The organism is Enterobacter sp. Lyrl_3, assembly GCF_051948675.1.
Lineage (GTDB): Bacteria > Pseudomonadota > Gammaproteobacteria > Enterobacterales > Enterobacteriaceae > Enterobacter > Enterobacter cloacae.
Window position 1 is genome coordinate 125,850 of sequence record NZ_JAYJLI010000002.1, and the last position, 16,714, is coordinate 142,563.

15 protein-coding genes, 1 pseudogene and 1 riboswitch are annotated in these 16,714 nt (G+C 52.3%); of the genes and pseudogenes, 7 read left to right on the forward strand and 9 right to left on the reverse strand.

Annotation, left to right across the window (positions count from 1 at the left end; genetic code table 11):
• Positions 1-111: 111 nt before the first annotated feature.
• From VF709_RS05795 to VF709_RS05815, 5 genes are read right to left on the reverse strand one after another with little or no spacing between them, the layout of a single operon-like run.
• On the reverse strand, positions 112-744 hold the full coding sequence (locus tag VF709_RS05795) for an urea amidolyase associated protein UAAP2 (protein WP_013096803.1): 633 nt from the start codon (positions 742-744) through the stop codon (positions 112-114).
• Between the two features lie 10 nt (positions 745-754).
• Complete coding sequence (locus VF709_RS05800; RefSeq protein WP_038420904.1) at positions 755-1,462, reverse strand: urea amidolyase associated protein UAAP1; 708 nt, start codon at positions 1,460-1,462, stop codon at positions 755-757.
• 11 nt (positions 1,463-1,473) lie between these two features.
• Entirely contained in the window at positions 1,474-2,250 is a 777-nt protein-coding gene (locus VF709_RS05805; RefSeq protein WP_013096805.1) for an ABC transporter ATP-binding protein, read from the reverse strand.
• Positions 2,247-3,062, reverse strand: coding sequence for an ABC transporter permease (locus VF709_RS05810; protein WP_013096806.1), 816 nt, complete (start codon positions 3,060-3,062; stop codon positions 2,247-2,249). Before VF709_RS05810 ends, VF709_RS05805 begins: the two co-directional genes overlap by 4 nt.
• 17 nt (positions 3,063-3,079) lie before the next feature.
• The gene (locus VF709_RS05815) at positions 3,080-4,138 is read right to left on the reverse strand and encodes a putative urea ABC transporter substrate-binding protein (protein WP_095453058.1); all 1,059 of its coding nucleotides are present in this window, start codon (positions 4,136-4,138) and stop codon (positions 3,080-3,082) included.
• A 57-nt stretch (positions 4,139-4,195) separates the two neighbouring features.
• A riboswitch (guanidine-I (ykkC/yxkD leader) is annotated at positions 4,196-4,294 on the reverse strand.
• Between the two features lie 226 nt (positions 4,295-4,520).
• On the opposite strand from VF709_RS05815, the gene VF709_RS05820 reads away from it, so the two are divergent.
• A complete protein-coding gene (locus tag VF709_RS05820) occupies positions 4,521-6,479 on the forward strand; it encodes an SIR2 family protein (protein ID WP_440231065.1) in 1,959 nt (652 codons plus the stop codon).
• Positions 6,480-6,562: 83 nt separating this feature from the next.
• Here the strand turns inward: VF709_RS05820 and VF709_RS05825 are convergent, their stop codons facing one another.
• Positions 6,563-7,750: an OmpP1/FadL family transporter gene (locus VF709_RS05825; protein WP_149896423.1), complete on the reverse strand. Its 1,188-nt coding sequence runs from the start codon at positions 7,748-7,750 to the stop codon at positions 6,563-6,565.
• A 403-nt stretch (positions 7,751-8,153) separates the two neighbouring features.
• On the opposite strand from VF709_RS05825, the gene VF709_RS05830 reads away from it, so the two are divergent.
• The 3 genes from VF709_RS05830 (at position 8,154) to VF709_RS05840 (ending at position 11,695) form a co-directional block, all read left to right on the forward strand.
• Positions 8,154-9,632, forward strand: a complete 1,479-nt coding sequence (locus tag VF709_RS05830) for a DUF1254 domain-containing protein (protein WP_149896424.1) — start codon at positions 8,154-8,156, stop codon at positions 9,630-9,632.
• Between the two features lie 10 nt (positions 9,633-9,642).
• Positions 9,643-11,109 carry a DUF1254 domain-containing protein gene (locus VF709_RS05835; protein WP_149896425.1) on the forward strand — a complete coding sequence of 489 codons (1,467 nt, stop codon included), beginning with the start codon at positions 9,643-9,645 and terminating at the stop codon, positions 11,107-11,109.
• A 271-nt stretch (positions 11,110-11,380) separates the two neighbouring features.
• Positions 11,381-11,695 carry a hypothetical protein gene (locus VF709_RS05840; protein WP_071843266.1) on the forward strand — a complete coding sequence of 105 codons (315 nt, stop codon included), beginning with the start codon at positions 11,381-11,383 and terminating at the stop codon, positions 11,693-11,695.
• A 37-nt stretch (positions 11,696-11,732) separates the two neighbouring features.
• Here the strand turns inward: VF709_RS05840 and VF709_RS05845 are convergent.
• From VF709_RS05845 to VF709_RS05855, 3 genes and pseudogenes are all read right to left on the reverse strand, one after another.
• Positions 11,733-11,906 (reverse strand): annotated as a pseudogene (locus tag VF709_RS05845) (DUF4225 domain-containing protein); the annotation flags it as partial.
• A gap of 333 nt (positions 11,907-12,239) precedes the next feature.
• Positions 12,240-13,067: a hypothetical protein gene (locus VF709_RS05850; RefSeq protein ID WP_130626045.1), complete on the reverse strand. Its 828-nt coding sequence runs from the start codon at positions 13,065-13,067 to the stop codon at positions 12,240-12,242.
• Positions 13,068-13,324: 257 nt separating this feature from the next.
• Positions 13,325-13,780 (reverse strand): hypothetical protein, encoded by a 456-nt coding sequence (locus VF709_RS05855; protein WP_057072719.1) that lies wholly within the window; start codon positions 13,778-13,780, stop codon positions 13,325-13,327.
• A gap of 431 nt (positions 13,781-14,211) precedes the next feature.
• On the opposite strand from VF709_RS05855, the gene VF709_RS05860 reads away from it, so the two are divergent.
• The 3 genes from VF709_RS05860 to osmY all read left to right on the forward strand — a co-directional run bounded on the left by VF709_RS05860 (position 14,212) and on the right by osmY (position 16,714).
• Positions 14,212-14,835, forward strand: coding sequence for a glutathione S-transferase family protein (locus tag VF709_RS05860; RefSeq protein WP_129327792.1), 624 nt, complete (start codon positions 14,212-14,214; stop codon positions 14,833-14,835).
• Positions 14,836-14,990: 155 nt separating this feature from the next.
• Complete coding sequence (locus tag VF709_RS05865; RefSeq protein WP_014831711.1) at positions 14,991-15,734, forward strand: YoaK family protein; 744 nt, start codon at positions 14,991-14,993, stop codon at positions 15,732-15,734.
• A gap of 269 nt (positions 15,735-16,003) precedes the next feature.
• Positions 16,004-16,714, forward strand: coding sequence for an osmoprotectant ABC transporter permease OsmY (gene osmY / locus VF709_RS05870; RefSeq protein ID WP_040023134.1), 711 nt, complete (start codon positions 16,004-16,006; stop codon positions 16,712-16,714).

Genomic DNA, 16,714 nt, shown 5'->3' on the forward strand with positions numbered 1-16,714 from the left:
GGCTCACCCATGGTCGTCCATGGGGAAAAAGCGGTTACGGCAGAATGCGTCCGGCGCGGACTGCAAACAGGCGATAAATGGCCTGGCGCAGGCGCTGCCAGCGGGTGGGTGTCAGTTCCATACCAGCACCTCTGCTGGCGTTGGATTCCAGCCGTTGCACGGGTTGTTAAGCTGCGGACAGTTGGAGATCAGCACGATGACGTTGCACTCGGCGCGCAGCTCGACATATTTCCCCGGCGCGGAGATACCGTCCTCAAAGGTCAGCCCGCCCTGCGGAGTCACCGGCACGTTCATGAAGAAGTTAATATTGGCGGCAATATCGCGCTTTTGCAGGCGGCCATCGTGCAGGCAGGCGCAGAGAAAGTTATCCCGGCAGCTGTGCATATGGCGTTTGTCGAGAGCATAGCGCACGGTGTTGCTCTCCTGCGCGCAGGCGCCGCCGAGGGTATCGTGACGCCCGCAGGTATCTGCCACGATGGTCAGCAGCGGGTTACCGAGGTTGGAGTACAGCACGCTGCCGTGGGTGAGATAAGCGTTGTTCTGGCGGCGCAGCGTGCGCTGTGCGTCGTAGCGCTCACGCGGGTTGTCCGCATTGTAAAACAGGGTGTCCACCGCCTGGTTGCCCTCCAGGTCGAGCAGGCGTAGCGTCTGGCCTTTCTTCACTTCAAACAGATACGGTTCCCCCGCCGGAATAACGTGGCGGAAGCTGGCATGCTGGGGATGTTTTTCGCTGGCAACGGTCATACACGGCTCCTTACAGGGCGAAACGTTGAGTGTTAGTGATGGCGCGTTCGTTTTCCGGGCGCGTCAGGAGGGCGTTAATCGCCCCCTCTTCATCCTCCGCCTGCCGCCAGCTCAGCTGTACCGGGCGCGGGGCGTACTCCCGGGAGGGATCCATCGGGTGCGGTAGCGCGGTCATGACAATCAGCGTGTCCATCGGCGCGAACAGCTCAACGTAGCTGCCCGGCTGCGAATGTCCGCTGTGGAAGCGGAACTGGCCGTTGTCCTCCACGGTGACCTTGCTGAAGAAATTAACCACCATCAGCAGATCTTCCAGGTTGAGATCCCACTTGCCCATCTCCACCAGCAGGTTGTCCGTACCGTTACGGTAGAAACCGTTGCGCAGCTCCTGATAACGCCCCTGACCGTATTTTTCCGCCACTTCGGCAGCATTCAGCACGCCGCCAAACGGGTCGTGCCAGCCGCAGGTGTCGGCGGTAATGCCCGCCAGTACACGGCCCATGTCGGAGTAAAAGCAGTGTCCGGCGGTGAGGCGCGCGGTGTGCTGGCCTTTCAGCGTGTCGGGCAGGTTCAGCCGCTCGCTTTTCTCGTGCGGGTTGAGCATCAGCAGGCTGACGTTGGCACCGCCTTGCGTATCTGTCATGCGCAGGATCTGCCCGCGCTTTAGGACAAACGAGAGGTGTCCCCCGCCGGGAAGGGTCTCTTCACGTAAAATCGTCATGGTATTCACTGTTACCCCCTTAAGGCATAAACGTTGTCGGGCGTGGTTCCGCTCAGGGCGGAGAGCCGCGTCTCGTTGAGCGGAATGTCGTAGGTAATGCGCGCGCCGTAGGCATTCGGTGCCTGCGGGTCGAGGCGCACTTTGTCGAACACCAGTAGCCGGGTGCCGAGGTTGAAGCCTTCAGACAGATCGTGGGTGACCATAAAGACGGTCATGCGGGTTTCGCCCCACAGCTGCAGCAACAGGGCGTGCATGTCTTTTCTAATCCCCGGATCCAGCGCGCCAAACGGCTCATCGAGCAGCAGCACGCGCGGCTGCATGATGAATGCCTGAGCAATGGCCAGGCGCTGCTGCATGCCGCCGGAGAGCTGGGCGGGATATTTATCCAGCGCATGCCCGAGGCCGACTTTTTCCAGCATCTCCGCCGACCGTTCACGCACGGCGCGCTTTTTGCCCCCAAACAGCCGCCCGAACAGCGGCGATTGCGGCAGTTCAAGACCGATGGCAACGTTATCCAGCACGCTGAGGTGCGGGAAAACGGAGTAGCGCTGAAACACCACGCCGCGGCTGCTGTCCGGCTCGGCGCGCAGCGGTTTGCCATCGAGGGTGATCACTCCCCGGCTGGGCGCTTCCTGACCAAGCAGCAGACGCAGGAAGGTGGATTTTCCGCAGCCGGACGCCCCCACCATTGAGCAGAACTCGCCCTCTTTCACCTGCAGGTTCAGGCGTTCCAGCACCACATGGTCGCCGTACTCCTGCCAGATATTGTTGATGGTGATAAAGCTCATGCCTTCCCTCCTTCCGCCCAGGGAAAACAGGTTTTATGCAGCTGCCGCAGGGCGAGATCCATCAGCCACGCCAGCAGGGTGATCCACAGGACGTACGGGATAATCACATCCATCGCCATGTAGCGCCGTACGAGGAAAATGCGGTATCCCAGCCCGGCGGTAGAGGAGATAGCCTCCGCCGAGATAAGAAACAGCCATGCCGACCCGAGCAGCAGGCGCAGCGAGGTCAGCAGCCTGGAGAGCAGCTGCGGAAGCACCACGCGCAGCACCAGCGTCCAGCTACTGGCCCCCAGCGTCTGGGCTTTGATGAGGATCTCCGGTGGGATTTCACAGGCGCGGTGCTCCAGATCGCGCGCCAGCATCGGGGTGATGCCGATGACAATTAGCATCACCTTCGACAGCTCATCCAGCCCGAAAACGATAAACAGCACCGGGAGTATTGCCAGCGGCGGGATCATCGACAGCACCGTCATCAGCGGCGAGAGCGATGCACGCCACAGCGGAAACACGCCCGAGGTAACGCCAATGCACAGGCCGATCAGTGAGGCGATCGCCAGCCCCGCCAGCAGACGCGCGAGGCTCACCAGGGTATCGACCCAGAACAGGTATTCACCGCTGCGTTTATCCGGGGTCAACGCCATCCGGGATAGCGCGTCCAGCATTTGCTGCAGGCCGGGCAGCAGCTTGTCCTGCGGGTTGGCCTCCAGCCTGACCGCCGAGCCAAAAAAGTAGGCAGCCAGCAGCAGGACAAAAGGCAGCATCACGAGCATCAGCCGCATGCCGGGTGTGGGATGGCGATTAATTTGTCGCATGGAGACTCCGTCCGTTATCACAGCGTGCCGGCAGCGGCCATTTTCACGAAGCTGTCGTCAAAGCGCAGTTTCACGTTGCTGGCATCGCCCACCGTGACATTGCCCGGGAAGCGCATACCGATAAAATCGGCGCTCTGCGCGCCCTCGCCCAGCAGCCCTTTGTCGAAGGAGAACGACGCCACGCGCTGCATGGTTTTCGCCAGATCCGGCGACGTGACAAACGCCATGTTGTCTTGCGGGGTATAGAACAGATGGGTGGTTTTGAGCTGCGCCTGATACCCGGCGAGATCGGTCCCGGAGGCGGCGGCCATCGCATTCAGCGCGCCGGCATCCTGCGCTTTCATCAGCCCCATCATCTCGTACCAGGCGCCAGTGAGCGCTTTGCCCAACGCCGGGTTGTCTTTCAGGGTCTCGGTGTTGACCACCATCATGTCGATAAGCTCACCCGGTACCTGCGAGGAGCTGAACACTTCGGTGGTGTTTGGCGTGCCTTTGATGACGGAAAGCTGCGGGTTCCACGCCACCGCAGCCTGCACACTGGCGGTCCCGAACGCAGAGACGATATCTGCGTCCGAGGTATTCACCACGGTGACGTCTTTCTCTGCGAGCCCGGCTTTTTCCAGACCGCGCACCAGCAGATAGTGGGACACGGAGAGCTCAGGCAGGTAGACCTTCATCCCTTTCAGATCTTTCAGGGTTTTGCCCTTACCTTTCATCACTACTCCGTCGTTGCCTTCCGAGTAGCTACCGAGGATCAGCGCCGTGGTGTCTACCCCGCCTGCGGCCGGTATGGTCAGCGCATCCATATTGGTCATGGTGCAGCCGTCAAACTGCCCTGCGGTGTACTGGTTGATGGATTCGATATAGTCGTTGAGCTGCACAACGTTGATTTTGATGCCGTATTTGCTGGCCCATTTATCGATGATTTTGCTACTGCTGATGGTGCCCCAGGGCATCCACCCGGCGTAGATGGTCCAGCAGACGTTGAACTCTTTTTTCACAGCGGCGAACGTGGGGAGACTAACCAGCATTGCCAGCGACAGTACAAGAGAGCGGAGTAATGGCGTTTTTTTCATGCTTGACCTCTGAGTGGCACAAAATTAGGGGGCAGCGCGACACCGTCTGGTGCTGCTGTCTCCCGGGCTTTTGTCCCGCCGTGTAACCTCTCAGAGGTCGCCAGCTCTTGGACCAGCCATTCACCGTGGTGAACCGGAACCCTAGCCAGCTATTGTTCAAATTGTGGTGTGCTGCCCTTTCACGGTTGATTAAGCAAGGGGTGTGCCAGGATGGTTTTGCTTTGTTTTTTAGTAGGTTGTGGATTACTGCGGGTTGGGTTTCACTGTTTTGGGGAGCGGGTTTGGGGGGTGTGCACTGCGGTGGGGCGTTTTGGGGCGGCGATTTGAATTGCCGGATAAATTAATGCATTAATAATATTTCTGCGGTGACGAAGGAAAAACGATGGAGATGGACGACTGGTGGTTTGGCTGGAAGGGTTTCACTCCCGAACGCCCCTGTCCTGGCAAAGTTGTGTTGATGGTTGGCGCGGGGATCTCCATTGATTCCCCTTCACGGCTCCCAGGAGGATACGAACTCACGGAAGCCCTGCTTGACCACTTGCTTGACAGCAACGCGGCTGACGAAATTAAAACGGTATTTGGTCAATGTGAGCAGTGGATGGGGCGAAGCCTGCCACGTCTGGAGCATGTTCTTGATAAAGCGTTTGAACCTTCAACCATTGAAGGCGTCGAGCGTAGCGGTGCCGCCCGGGAACTGCTGCGTATCTTTTCCCAACGTCCCCCAAATGCGAATCATCATCTGATTGCCGATTACCTTATTAAGCACCGTGGCTGGTGTATCACCACTAATTTTGATGACTGTATCGAGCAGGCTGGTTGTCATCAGATCCCTGTGCATGTGATTGACCCCGCGACCAAAACCCTGGACATCCTGCACCGGGAATACGGTGAAGACTGGGGTATCATCAAAGTGCACGGCACAATTGAACACGGCTGTACAGGACTTGGCGCAACACTTGCCGACCTGGAGCACGGGCTACCCGAAGCCTTCAAAATACGCCTCGAACAGGTAACAAATCAGGCCGATTTAATGGTTGTCGCAGGCTACAGTGGTACCGACCATTTCGACATTAATCACTGGATCCGCGATCGCTGGAATGGGAAGCGCTCGACGCGATTAGTCTGGATTGACCACCGCCCCAGCGTTGAAGAAGAGTTCTGGCGACTCAAAGAACATGAAAATCGCGAGCCGAGAGTCTACTGGCAATACGCTTTCGGCGGTATGAAGATTCAGCACGGACCCACGTTAGCATTACTGTCATCCCTGCTGGGGACCCCTCGTAAAACGGTTAAAGATACCGAAGAGAATGGCGACTGGTGGCGTACGGCCCTGGCAGATTATTACTCCCCTACCAAGAAAGAAAAGTACCTTACCGGCACTCGTCTGGCCAGCTCTATCGGTCTTGGCCAACTAGCCGAGGAACAGCTCCGTTATTTGAAACGCCAACTGGAAGACGACGATATGTTGGTGCCTTTCGAAGCAGAGATTTACTACTCCCGTGGGTTTATTGCCGGGGCGTTATGGTTACAAAACTATCTAAAATCATCGCACGAAAAAAACAGAAAAGTGAACAGCACCGCCCTGATCCGAGCTGAAGGAAAACCTGTAAAAGCGCTTCTGTTTTATTTTGTGCGGTGGTTAAAACGCTCACGCAGACTCTCACTTGATGAGCAAATAGACGCGTTTGCCTGTCTGCTTGATATCCACGAGCGGAGGCAACAATGGCGACTCTGGCAAAGTAAACCGTTTCGACGTCTGGGCGAAAAGGGATGTAGCGTATTCCGGCGGTATTTCATGAAGCTTGAGAACAATAAATTGCCGCTGTATCTGCATGGAAGGATGCAAATGCAGTCCATTCGCCTGGGCACGCTGTTTTACGATGAAGAGGCGTTTTCCTTTGGCGATGTCTGGAATTTACTCTACCGCGAGAATAGTCCGCCGAGTTTTTTTACCCCGTACGGCCCTGCAATCCCAGGTTTCTATCTGATTGAACGCAGCACTGCGCGTGAAGAAGACCGCATTGCCGACCTGGTGCTGGCAAATATTAATTACGTCAATACCCTCCTTTCCGCTCTGCGGCGTCGCTGGCCTAAGGGTAGCGAAAGTGTATTTAAGGAAAGACAGCGAAGAGATGGATATGTTGATTCACGAGACTATGCGGTGACGTATATCGTGCAACTGTTAAACGACAGCTCACAGATGGTTAGTGCTTTGAATGCACCGCATTTACACATCCTGATTGCCAGAGCCTGGATCAGGGCGGACAGTATTTTAGGCGGTATCGAATACTGGAAACAGCAGCGGCTTTATCTCGGCAGTCCGCGTTCGCTAACGACATAAAGAGGCGGTATTACACCTGACCTCTTTTGCTGCAAAGCGGACAGAGGGTTCCCAGCCCCCCATCACTCAAGGATGTTGCAACGTTAAAATTGATAGCTGTAATTGACACTCGCAAACCACAGGTGCGGATCGTCATAGCTTCCTTTTAGGTATTCTGGCGACTGGACGCGGGAAGACTGCATGTGTAAGTACGATAAGGCGAACCCAATATTGCTTTGCGGTGTTATTTGATACTGCGCACCGGTCGCAAAACGCCACTCATCGCCGGTAGGTAATGAAAGCGCAACATCATTTTGTGACTCATAGACCGTACTGTCGAACGCCACCCCGGCATTGATTCGCCACTGTTCTGTCGGACGATATTGCAACCCAAGCGCGGCATGCCAGGAGTCTTTGAGGCGATTTTTATGAGCGGTTTGCTGTCCGGCAACCGTAATCTGTGGACTCCCAAACTGACTCCAGTCCTGCCATCCAAGGTCACCCATTATTGACCACGTTTGGGATATATCATGCACCAGGCTAAACATGATTTGTTGAGGCGCCCTGACCTGCGCAGAAATCGGGAGTTCATATTCCACGTTGGGTAAATTCGGGAAACGGGCTTTCGCATCAATATTAAAATCATAGTCCGCTTTACTGTTCCAGGTGATACCCGCACGCGTTTGATCGGTAAGCGCCATTAATAACCCCAGACGGTAGCTCATTACCCAGTCATGATCTTTCTCTTTTACGTCGGTATCGTCGACATTACGCGTTAGCGAAAGGAATCCATAATTTACGTTAACGGATCCCCCCACAGAAACACGGTCGCTGAGCTTATAAGCCAGGGACGGACTTAATGTCATTGCAACCATTGTACTTTTTTTAATAAGGCGATCGCCGGCCCAGTTACCAAAATCAATTCCCAGACCATAATTGCCATATAAACCTACACCGGCATATAGTCTGTCATTGACTTTTTGCGAATAAAAGGCGCTTGCATTGGGGAATAAATTCATCACATTACCGGGACTTTTGCGACCAGACGCATTATCCAGGTCATAGGAAATATCACCATCCATGGCCTGTAAACCCCCTGTAAACATATGATCGGGAAGCCGCGTCATGCCCGCCGGGTTGGTCACGATTGTGGACGCGTCCTGAGCACGTGCAGCCTGGCCCGCACCGGCAAGCGCGGCATCTTCGGTTCCAATCTCATAGAAATAGAGTGCGCTGGCCTGCGTTGCGGGTGAAAGAAACGTTATCAGATAAAACAACGCCGTTTTTCTCATATGCTATTTTCCTGTTATCGAATGATAATTTTACTTCCGCGTTCTTTTTTGCCATCACCCAGCTACCGTCAGGCTGTATTACCCTTTTTAACGACGTGGTATATACATTAAATACACAGCAACGTTCCGCACTCTCATTATTTTTCAGGCAGACGCAATCCTGTTGAGCATAGACCAGCCTTCCCGTTCCGCAATGTCGCATAACGTTACCCTGTCTGGAGAAAAAAAGAAAACCCGATCGTTGCGTAAATTTATTATTAAACAACTCTTAAGGTTACATTTTTGAAAAGTTAACTATTCTTAAATGGCATTTGACATGTATCAGTGCCAGACGAGGATGTGCTTAAGCGTTTCAAAGGCATATGCCGCTGGTTTCTTCTGCTCACTCAATCAGGAAACGCTTATGAAGGTTCATGTGATAGCCTCTGCAGTTTTGCTGGCATTGACTTTTTCCCACTACGCTGTCGCTGCCGATGCCCCGCTCTCTCCATTGATGAAACAACTGAATAACGGCAACTGGCTGGCTCAGGACGAGGCACAATCGCTCAGCGATGAACTGTATTATCAGGACGCTATCCAGGCCTACATTCAAACCCTGCCCCTTCTGAACACCATTGGGCTACGCGACGGTTCTGAAGCGGCGTTTGGTAAAGGCTATAACGTTCTCCCTATCTGGAAAGAGCGCATGGATAGCCGGGCGGTGGTGCCGACGCCAAACGGGGATGTCATCTATTCGATGAGTTACCTTGATCTGAAAGAAACGGGCCCATTGGTGATTAAAGCCCCGGCGAACGTCATCGGTATGTTTACCGATTTCTTCCAGAAAACCATTACCGATGTGGGTGCCATCGGTCCGGATCGGGCTCGCGGTGGGCTGTATCTGTTATTACCCCCTGATTATGAGGGCCCTGTGCCGCAGGGCTATTACGCCTTTAAATCATCGACTTACAATGTGTTTCTCTTCTTCCGAACCATTATGGGCAAAGGCGACGGTAAACCTGACCCCATCCCGGCGGTTAAAAATGCCGAAACGACGCGCATTTATCCCCTCTGGGATGTTGAGAAAGACGTGAAGCCGATGCAGTTCCCGGATGCCAGTGGTAAACGCGTCAATATGATGTATCCAACCGATGCTAGTTATTGGCAAAAGCTGAAAGCCTTCGTGGATTATGAGCCGTTAACAGCGATTCCAGAGGAAACGCGTAGCGCGTTGTTAAGCATCGGGATTGTTAAAGGAAAGCCATTCGCCCCAACGGCGAAGCAGCAGGAAATGCTCAACAAAGCGGTTACGACTGCGCCGCGAATGATACTGGCTCGCCGACAGGTGGGGCGTGACGATCAGCGTCAGCTCTACTACAAAGACCGCCAGTGGGAGAACTCCTGGGCCGGGGCATCCGCAGAGTGGATGCAGTACGGAACGCTGGATGCCAACCAACGTGCGGCTTTCTTCCAGATCGCCTATTCCAGCGCCGCAGCTATGGTCATGCATACAACCGGTGCCGGCTCAAAATATCCCTATGCGGTAAAAGATAATACCGGCAAGTTCCTGGATGGAAGCAACACCTACAAGTTGCATTTACCACCGAATCCACCGGCAGCACTGTTCTGGGCGGTCACCGCCTACAATATTACCGACGGTACGATGCCTGAAACGGACCAGTTATTACCTTCTACAAACGGCTACTACAACATCCCGAAAAACAGCGACGGTTCCATTGATCTCTGGTTCGGCCCGAACAAGCCGGATGGCGTAGACGATGCCGCTTTTATCAAAACCGTGCCTAATCGTAATTTCCTTGTGGCGTTGCGTCTCTACGGCACAGAAGACGGTTTTTACGATCAAACCTGGGTACCAGACGATCTGGTTCAGACAAACAAATAAGGACCTTACGATGAGTAAATTAAAAACACTGGCACTTTTTACTGCTCTGGCCCTGAGTGCCAACGTTTTTGCTGAGAGCGCACCACTCACTATCCAGCATCCCACGCGTTTCGATCAGCTTAATCAACCCTCTTTAGACGTGCAGATGCCAGAAGCCTACGTGAAGGCAATAGCGCAGCAGGCTTATATCTGGGGCTGGCCAATGGTCAATCAGTTCAACCGACGCGCGACAATTACGAAGGCGCCCGAGCCCGCACTGAATGGCGGTATGGTGCCGGTTGCACCAATGGGGCAGCTCAGTATGCTGACGGACTACATCAAGCCTGAAGAAACCTTCGTAACCTGTCCGAATCAGGACGTGGCTTACGGTCTGGGCTTCTTTGAGTTGGATAAAGAACCGGTTGTGCTACAGGTGCCAGACTTTGGCGACCGCTTCTGGGTTTACGCCATTTATGATGCACGAACCGATCAAATTGGTAACGTCGGTAAGCCCTATGGCACTAAACCTGGCTTTTATTTGTTAGTCGGACCTGACTGGAAAGGCGAAACGCCGAAAGGCATTAACGGCATCATTCGCTCTTCAACGGAAATGGCAAACGTGATACCGCGTATCCAGATGGATGACACGGCCGAAGACAGAGCGGCGATTCAGGCACCGATCAAAGAGGTCATGAGCTATCCGTTAAGCCAGTTTGACGGCAAAATGAAAACCTACGACTATTCGAAATTACCGTCTATCGGTGAAAAAGCCGATCCCAGCGCAGGTGAAACGAAGTGGGTTATACCCGAAAAGTTCTTCGATCAGCTTGATAATGTGTTGAATAAAGTGCCACCGTTACCGGGTGAAGAAGCCATGTATGCCCAATACCGTCACCTTGTCGAAATGGGTAAGAAAAACCCTGAAATCCGCAAATGGATGGATGAAACAGCAGTCGAGACGGATAAAACGGTTATCGCCGAGTTTTTCAAATGGAAACATAACGGTGTACCAGCGGGTAATGGCTGGAACCGCTCAAAAAATAACGCTGAATTTGGGGTCGATTATTACAACCGGACCGGCACTTCAAAATCGAATATGTTCGATAACAAACCGGACGAAACGCAATATTTCTACACGGATAATGACGCTGCCGGTGCCCAGCTCTCTGGTGCACATAACTACACCGTCACCTTCCCGAAAGGTCAGCTCCCGCCGGTGAAAGGCTTCTGGTCTTTAACCCTCTATAACAGTAAACACCTTTTCAGCCCTAACGAACTGAATCGCTACTCGCTGGGGACAAAAAATAAAAATCTGAAATTTAACGATGACGGCTCCCTGACGCTGTATGTGAGCAAAACCCGGCCTTCAGAGGATAAACTCAATAACTGGTTACCTGCACCAGACGGTACATTCTCCCTGTACATTCGAGCGTACTGGGGCGAACAAGCCATTCTGGATGGCACCTGGCAACCGCCTAAAATAGAAACCACGAATTGATCGCAATGACATCTACAAAGGGGCTCATCGGAGCCCCTTTATCCTTTCTTTAAGCGGCTAATGACCTTTTGCTGTACACAACGAGCTGGCATCTTCAGGCTGCGCAGCGGAGAATTGTGGTTGTTTGTGGCTTAGCTGAGTTTAATGGCAAAGATTCCGGATAACGGTGGTTCGTTTCAGATAGACAGAAACCGTTTCGGCTGGAATGCGTGAATGTTGATCAGTATGATTGCGGGCAGCATCGCCAGTTAAGATTTGCTGAGAGGACAATATGGATGTTACTGAAGAGGCTTTGTTGAGTTCTGGCTTTACGCGATCTGACTTGCAGAAGATTAAGAACAACGTTGAAAGCTATGGTGGAACATTGGGGGAAGCAATTCAGGATCTGGCTAATCGATTCAGGGTTGTTTTATGGATAACATCATCTTGCCTGATGGTTTTTATCCTACTTATGTTGTTTGCTGCGAAAGAAACCGTTGTGGGTGGTGGAATATCAATACTCATCGCTATCATCATCGTTGTATTTATTCAGCCGCCAGTCCTGTCTTACAAATCCTGGCATTTCTGGAGAAAACATAAAGTTTAACACTCTGCGTCCTGGACGACCCATCGTATCCATCTTGCTCCTTTTCTACGACCTGTTTTATCTCCTCGACAAATTCGATACGCGTCAGGGCATCATGCAAATAAAATGCTGACAACCGATTTGCTGTTTCGAACAGTTTTCGGGCTTCCAGATTCACCATCGTATCTGACCATTTTCTGTTACAGCCCCTGTTAAGCAGAGCAATATCCATAATGCATCTCTTTCCATAAGTGTCTGATTATTTTACGTGCAGGATGATCAGGGGCAATAGTAAAAGCCTTGTCAGAATCTGATTTTACCCGAGTGAATCTGGTTAGAGGGTGAAGTCGCATGCACTCAATGTCGATTTTATCATGCTTGATGGTAGATCTCCGAACGGAGGACGGTCTATACCTCGACGAGGAACTTGTCCGCTTTGTGCCAAAAACATACGTTACTAAGATAATTTTTGAATGGATTTTTTATAAAATATGATAGTGCAAGTAGCCAATAAGAAACGCATTAGATACATTTCTTATTGGTAGTTTTCCGCCTGTTAATGATATTATTCTTCTAAGTAACGTTTGACCCACTTGTCTTCTAGTTCTTTAAGTCGGACGGCATCAATACCTCTTGAATACTTATTAACCTTATACTCAGAATGTTGCAAGAAATAAGATAATGACAATGCTCTGATTATGGAAAAATATCCATTCAATCGAATCACTTCTTCCTTGAGCCTTTTTTTTCTCTCTTTTCCTGTATGTATTTTAGCATTCGCTGCACTTCTAATATCGTCAGGCGGGAGATCTTCGAGTCTTACTGCCTCAGCCCATAACATATCAATTAATATCAGACATCTTCGTCTAATTCCATCATGGCAAACAAGCCAAGTGCGAATAGAACGTTGCACATCCACATGTTCTTTATCACCCCAATTGCCTTGACGTGATGAATATTCATAATCTAGTAAATTTCTCATCGCAGCACTTTGTCTAAGAAATTCAGTGCCTAGGATCGGATAAGTATCACCAATTCGAAGATGCCCTTGCATAATTCGTAAACAAATATCATTTAATTCAGTAAAAACACGTATCGTCGGTTCTAAAGCCCAAATTTCTCGGGTTGTGTTTTTTCTCTCGGTTTTCATCCTATCTATTTCAGAAATAACCTCTGCTGTGGCAATCTGATAATAGTCACCAGAAGAATGGCCGAAATAAATAACTTTACTCCAATCAATTCTTATTTCCCCCCATCGCTTTCTATAAGTTTCTGCCCAATCAAGCCTGAGCTGAGTTCGTTGACTTATTAGGATAAAAATTTGGCACAATCCAATTAGTGCTAATATTCCCGTTGCATATGCTGTAAAGATAACTGACGGGGAGTCACTCATACTCTATTCCTATACTTTCAAGTTGTTTGATAAACTTATTTACAGAATTAAGTTATAATACACCTTGTAAATATCTTTTTCCTATAGTTTATTATTTCAAGATCTATTTTTTTGATGTCCGCTCCTCGCTCATAGCAGCCATTTCCCAGCCCCAATCGCGAAAGCAATAACAACATAACCCTCAAAAACCTCAAAGGGGCTCATCATAGCCCCTTTCCCTCACCACCCTCTAAGCAGCTAACAAAGCCTGCCCGCACTCAGTGCGACACAATTCGCGGCTCCTTCACAAACTCCGCCAGAAGCCAAATCATATCGTGCAGCAGCCCCGTAAGCTCTTTCGCAACGTTCGCGGGCAATGTCCCCCCTTTAACGGCTTGGGTAAGTGCCAGCGCATAGTCTATCTGGGTAGCGGTGTCGTGCCAGCAGTCTGGGACGCAGGAGGTCATTTTCTCTCCCATAATCAATTGTTCAATAAGGTTCGGCGGGAGATCGGCATCGCAGAGTTCGCGCAGTCGATGAAGCGCTTGCAGCAGGCGCTCGCAGAGTGCAGAGCTAATGACGCTATCATCGCTTTCGACCAGCACGGTCACCAGCGCGGCGCAGTTGTCCGCAACGTCAAAGAGGTCGGCGTCAACCGGAAGGGGTCGGGTAATAAGTTGCTGAATAATGTTTTCGTCAGATTGCAGGTAAGACAGGGTTGGGATAGTAGCCATAAGGCATCCTCAGTGTATGAAATTGAATTAACCACCCGATGAGTTCCTACGCTCGAGGGGGCAGCGCTGACGGAGGTAGGAATACCGCCCACAGAGAAAACGGCCAGTCTTGACGACTGCTCCGCCAGCGCCACCGTGATTTTAACGGCATATGCACTGTTGCGACAAAATAAAGTCGCACTGTGAGATCCGGGTTCCTACACCCGATTGCGGATGTGCCGCAACGCCGTCACTTTACGGCCCAGGTAACCGGAATAAAAGCATTAACCCTCATTTTCACCGGGTTACTTTTAGGTTTGCGAGGCTCCTTCCAGAAAGACGGTATCGCTCCCCCAATCCAGCGCACTCACCACCTAATTTTGCCCCGACCTCTTTCACAAAACTGATGTATTGTTTTTAAACCATTCATTCCAGTGCAGGACACCTGACCCATGATCACCATCCTTGGCAAAACCACCTCCATCAACGTGCGTAAAGTCCTCTGGACCTGCGAAGAAGCTGGAATTGCGTACCAGCAGGAAGATTACGGCAGCGGATTTGCCTCGACGGAAACGGACGCCTTCCGCGCCCTGAACCCCAACGCCATGGTGCCGGTGCTGATCGACAGCGATTTTGTGCTGTGGGAATCGAATTCAATCTGCCGCTACCTGGTGCGCAAAGCCGATCGCAATGACCTGCTGCCGTCTCACCCGCAGGCCTGCGCTAACGTCGAGCGCTGGATGGACTGGCAGGCAACCGAATTCAACAACGCCTGGCGCTATGTATTCCCGGCGCTGGGGCGCAAAAACCCGGACTATAACGATCCCGTGCGGATTGCCGCCGGGATAAAAGAGTGGAACCACTGCATCGGCATTCTGGAGCAGCAGTTGCAGCGCACTGGCGCCTTTACTGGGGGCGAAACGTTTACGCTTGCAGATGTGGTGCTGGGGCTGTCGGTGAACCGCTGGAAGATGACGCCTTTTGACAAACCCGCGGTGCCTGCCATTGATGCCTGGTTTGAACGTCTTAATCAGCGTCCGGCATTTTTGCGACACGGAAATAACGGCATGGTCTGAATTCCCCACGGCCCTATATTCAGCAAGGATATTTTATTTAATTACAAAACCCTGCATGTCATCAGAGGGAATAATAATTAAGCCATATCCTGGACTGTCCGTTGTATCGCTTTGCTAGCCTGACGTTTCAGGCAAAGCTCACCCCGGAGGTATTCTTGCTGATTAAACTCAAAAAAGAACGAACGCATCAGGAGGATCGCCGGTTAGCCCTCTGGCTGGCGACATCCGCCGGCTTGCTCAACGCCATCGCCCTTGGGGCATTTGGCTTTTTCCCCTCTCACATGACCGGCAATACCTCACAATTATCCAGCGAAGTCTCTTCCACCGATCTGAACGATATTATTTTCTTTGGCTCCATTATTCTGGCGTTTGTCACGGGTGCCATTCTTGCGCGCATTATTGTTATCTGGGGCATTATCCATAATATCCGCCTGGTTTTTTGCCAGATCCTTTTTGTCGAAGGGTTATTACTGACCGGTATTTCGGTTTACGAGATGTATTTCCATGCCCTCACCAGCAACCGCACAATTATTATCTTTCTCTGTGGTCTGATGGGGATCCACAATTCCACCTCCACCCAGCTCTCCAGCGGCCGGGTGAGATCAACGCACATCACCGGCACGCTGACGGACGCGGGAATATCGCTGGCCTCGGTAGTCGTGGCGATGCTACGCCGGGACTACTCCAAAGACACGGCGGCGCAGAAAAGCCAGCTTAAAACCCACTTAACCACCCTGTTCTCGTTTATTACGGGCGGTATCGCAGGGTTACTCCTGTTCCGGTGGATTGGCTTTAATGCGATGCTGGCGCTGGGTGTCATACTGGCGCTGGTATCCGTTTGTTCCATGATTACCATCGCGGTGCGCGTGCGCAAAGTTCGCGCAGCCCTCGGCCGATAGTCAAAACGCAGAGGGCAGAATGTCGCGACAGTTGTGACACCGTCACTTTCATGAAGTCGCTTTAGGACTATTCTGCCCTCACTCAGCCAGCCCTTACCTCATAAGGCTTAATCAAGGTTGTCACTAGTTTCATAGGGTTACTGATTTTTCCCCTTCGCTGGAACCCTTCCCAAACGCTTGCTATAGGTCAACTACCCCTGCCGAAACATGGCATAACAACAGGCAACCTCTGGTTGCGATAACGCATGCGCACAGGGAGACACACCGCAATGCATCCATTACTCAAACGCTCGCTGCTGTTTGTCGGCGCCATTATCTTGGTTCTGGCCCTCCTCACCTGGGGCATTGGGCTGGAGACGATCAAGGCGCGTCAGGTTGACCTGATCTACCTCGGGCAACAGCATTTAATCCTCGTATTTTCCTCGATGTTCTTCGCACTGCTGGTTGGCATTCCGGCGGGTATCCTGCTCAGCCGCCCGGCGGCGCGTGGGGTAGCCGAATACGTGATGCAAATCTTCAACGTCGGCAACACCCTGCCGCCGCTGGCCGTTCTGGCACTGGCGATGGTGGTGATTGGCATTGGCGATACGCCAGCCATCATCGCCCTGTTTCTTGCCTCGCTGCTGCCGATTGTGCGCAATACCTACGCCGGGCTGTGCTCGGTGCCGTCGTCGTTACTGGAAGCGGCCAACGGGATTGGGATGACCAAATGGCAGCGTCTGCGCCAGGTGGAGTTACCTAACGCCTGGCCGGTGATGCTCTCGGGCATCCGCATCGCCACCGCCATTAATGTGGGTACAGCTCCGCTGGCCTTCCTGATTGGCGCCAGCAGCTACGGCGAGCTGATTTTCCCCGGCATCTACCTGAACGACTTCCCGACGCTGATCCTGGGCGCGGCGGCCACCGCGCTGTTTGCCCTGATCCTGGATACCCTGCTGGCTGCGCTGGGTCGCGTGATGAGTCCCCATCTCGCTCGATAA